This is a genomic window from Nocardia sp. NPDC058497 (assembly GCF_042720195.1).
GTDB lineage: Bacteria > Actinomycetota > Actinomycetes > Mycobacteriales > Mycobacteriaceae > Nocardia.
In genome coordinates this window covers 1-2,856 of sequence record NZ_JBHXMY010000691.1, presented here as the reverse complement: position 1 = coordinate 2,856, position 2,856 = coordinate 1, and the positions used below count along the sequence as shown (strand labels likewise).

Below are 2,856 nucleotides of genomic sequence, written 5' to 3'. Positions count from 1 at the left end.
AGCGTGGGCGCTTCCAGCACGAGTCCATGCGCTATGAGCAGCGCAAACACGACGGATCGCTGCCGATCGTCGGCGTGAACACCTTCCGCGGCCGTGACGACGCAGCCGCGCACGGCCCGCTCGAACTGGCCCGCGGCACCGAAGCGGAACGCCGTTCCCAACTGGACCGGGTGCGCGCCTTCCAGGACGAGAACGCCGAGGAATCCCATCGCGCGCTGGCGCGGCTGGCCGAGGTCGCCCATACCGACGGCAATATCTTCGACGTGCTGATGGACGCGGCGCGGGTGTGCACGCTGCAGCAGGTCACCGACACATTCTTCGCGGTCGGTGGGCAGTATCGACGAACCGTCTGAGGCGATCGCCGGGTGCGCGAATCCAGCCTCACCCGGCGCCCGCGTGTGACAATTGCCGCCAGCACAAAAGCGGCGGCGATGGGACGTAGAGCATGGACCTGACCGACCTCGACATCATCGATGCGCACATCCACCAGTGGGATCCGCGCACGACACCTCGCCATTTCAGCAAGCTCGCCACCCTGCTGCGGTATCTCCCGCTGCCGGTCGATGTCGCGGCGAAATTGGCTCCGCGTGGTGACCGCGAATTCGTCGGTGACCCGTCCGCCTACCTGGGTCCCTATCTGCCCGCCGATTACCGGGCCGACCTCGGGAAGACCCGGGTGGACGCGATCGCGCACGTCGAAGTGGAATGGACCGGCTGGAAGCCCGACGAAACCCGCTGGGTGGCCAGTCTGCCCTTCGGTGTCGACACCCCGGCCCTTGCCGCGATCATCGCGTCGGCCGATCCCGCCGCCGCGGACTTCGGCGCGGTCCTGGACGCGCATCAGTCGGCCTCGCCGCTGCTGCGCGGGATCAGGGCCATGGTCGCCCACCATCCCGATCCGGCCGTGAAATCGTTCGCGCCGAACGACAGCCTCACCGCCCCCGCCTTCCTGAACGGTTTCCCCCAGCTCGCCCAGCGCGGCCTGTCCTTCGACGCCTGGGTGTACTCGGTGCAGCTCCCCGACGTGACGGCGCTGGCCGAGAGCTTCCCCGAAGTGCCGATCGTGCTCGACCATCTGGGGACGCCGGCGGGCATCTTCGGGCCGGTCGGCAAGAACACCGGGCACACCCCTGCCCAGCGGCAGGCACTGTTCGAGCGCTGGCGCGACGACCTGACCGAGCTGGCCGCGCAACCTGCCGTGGTGGCCAAGGTGAGCGGGCTCATGATGCCGGTGCTCGGTCATCCGGTGCCACCGCGCGGCGCCCCGACGCCGGTGCCCGAACTGGTCGAACGGGTGGGGCCGTTGCTCGCGCACGCGCTGGCGGTGTTCGGCCCCGACCGGTTGATCTGGGGTTCGAACTTCCCGGTCGACAAGCCGATCACCAGCATCACCGGCGCGGTCGAGACCGTGGCGACCGCGCTCACCGAGGCGGGCGCCGACCAGGACACGCTCCGGAAGGTGTTCGGCGGCAATGCCGCCCGCGTGTACCGGATGGACACCACGTCGTGAGTCGCGGCGTCTGTCGGTGGCCCGGTTTAGCATCGCCGGTATGAAGGCAACCGGCACGTTCGAAGTCACCGCGTTCGACCCCACCGACCTGCAGCCGCAGCCACCCATCAGCACCGGGCTGCCCGTCGGCGTGACCCTCATGACGAAGGTCTACGCCGGGGAGATCACGGGCACCTCGGCGACGCTGTTCACCGCGGCCTTCGACATGTCCTCCGGAGCGGGCACCTACATCGCCATGGAGTCCTTCGAGGGCGCACTGCACGGTAAGTCCGGCGCCTTCAACTTCGTCCACTCGGCCACCACCGGCGGCACCGATCGCACCGACGAGTTCTTCCACATCGTGCCCGCCAGCGGCACCGGCGAGCTCACCGGCATCACCGGCACCGGTGCGCTCTACGTCGATGCAACCGGCGGCCACCACATCTGGTTCGAATACGACCTGCCCTGACCTCAGGGCAGGTGGTGAACCAGCCAAGCTCAACGGGCGCCCAACCAGGACGCCCTACTGATCAGGTCCGTCTTGCCAGCCAAATACGGACGACGTAGTCTCGGGCAGATTCATGATAGGGGGATACATGACCGCCGAACCGAGCGGACCAGCCAACGACTTTGCGCTGTTACCTGACGAAGTCACCGACGCAGGCTCATTTGTACAGCAAGTTGCCGAATCTCTGATCAACGGACTGAGATCCCTTGACACAGATATAGTCACACTTCTCGACAACTGGCGCGGAACCTCAGCCGAATCATTTTCGGCCGGCTGGACCGAAACCAAGCAGGGCGCCGACACAATCCTCGATGCCCTCGCCGACATGGCAGAACTTCTCGGGGTCACCAGTAAGACCCTTGCCGACCAAGATCAGTTGCTGGCAACAGAAACCAGTGCATTGTCCGTTTCGCTCGACATGTCGGGGACGTAGTGGTCGACAACGCTCAGCCTTTCCGTGTCGACCTTGCCGAACTCGAGCAGATCGTCACCCGTGTAACAGGTTTCGTAGGCTTCCTCAACGACAGCCTCGACGGGCTCCAGCAACGACTTACTGCCGTCCAGCAGAACTGGACCGGTGCCGCCGCAGATGCTCAAGCCGAGGCATTCCGTGATTGGAATGTGGGCGCGACGGAAGTTTCCGAAGGGATCCAGCTGATTCGCACCGCTGCACAGGATGCACACGACAGGTATACAGCCGCAACACAAGCCACATTAACAATTCTCGGTCGCGGCTGAATCATGAGCGATACCATCCTGGTCGTCGATCCGGCGATCTATTCACTCGCGGGCGCCAGCCTGAACTCGTACGCTTGCGAGTTTCAACGAGTGTTCTCCAGGCAGATGAGCGCCCTAGCCG

The 2,856-nt window shown here is 65.4% G+C and carries 5 protein-coding genes; all 5 read left to right on the top strand.

All coding sequences use genetic code 11. The annotated features are described in order from the left end of the window. Positions 1-353 (top strand): methylmalonyl-CoA mutase family protein (locus tag ACFWPJ_RS29595; RefSeq protein WP_378856320.1); only part of this gene is annotated, 353 nt, incomplete at its 5' end. A 92-nt stretch (positions 354-445) separates the two neighbouring features. Next, positions 446-1,510: an amidohydrolase family protein gene (locus ACFWPJ_RS29590; RefSeq protein WP_378856318.1), complete on the top strand. Its 1,065-nt coding sequence runs from the start codon at positions 446-448 to the stop codon at positions 1,508-1,510. A 40-nt stretch (positions 1,511-1,550) separates the two neighbouring features. After that, a complete protein-coding gene (locus ACFWPJ_RS29585) occupies positions 1,551-1,958 on the top strand; it encodes a DUF3224 domain-containing protein (RefSeq protein WP_378856316.1) in 408 nt (135 codons plus the stop codon). A 127-nt stretch (positions 1,959-2,085) separates the two neighbouring features. Next, positions 2,086-2,430, top strand: a complete 345-nt coding sequence (locus ACFWPJ_RS29580) for a WXG100 family type VII secretion target (RefSeq protein ID WP_378856314.1) — start codon at positions 2,086-2,088, stop codon at positions 2,428-2,430. Further along, entirely contained in the window at positions 2,430-2,735 is a 306-nt protein-coding gene (locus ACFWPJ_RS29575) for a WXG100 family type VII secretion target (protein WP_378856312.1), read from the top strand. Before ACFWPJ_RS29580 ends, ACFWPJ_RS29575 begins: the two co-directional genes overlap by 1 nt. The last annotated feature ends 121 nt before the right edge of the window (positions 2,736-2,856 follow it).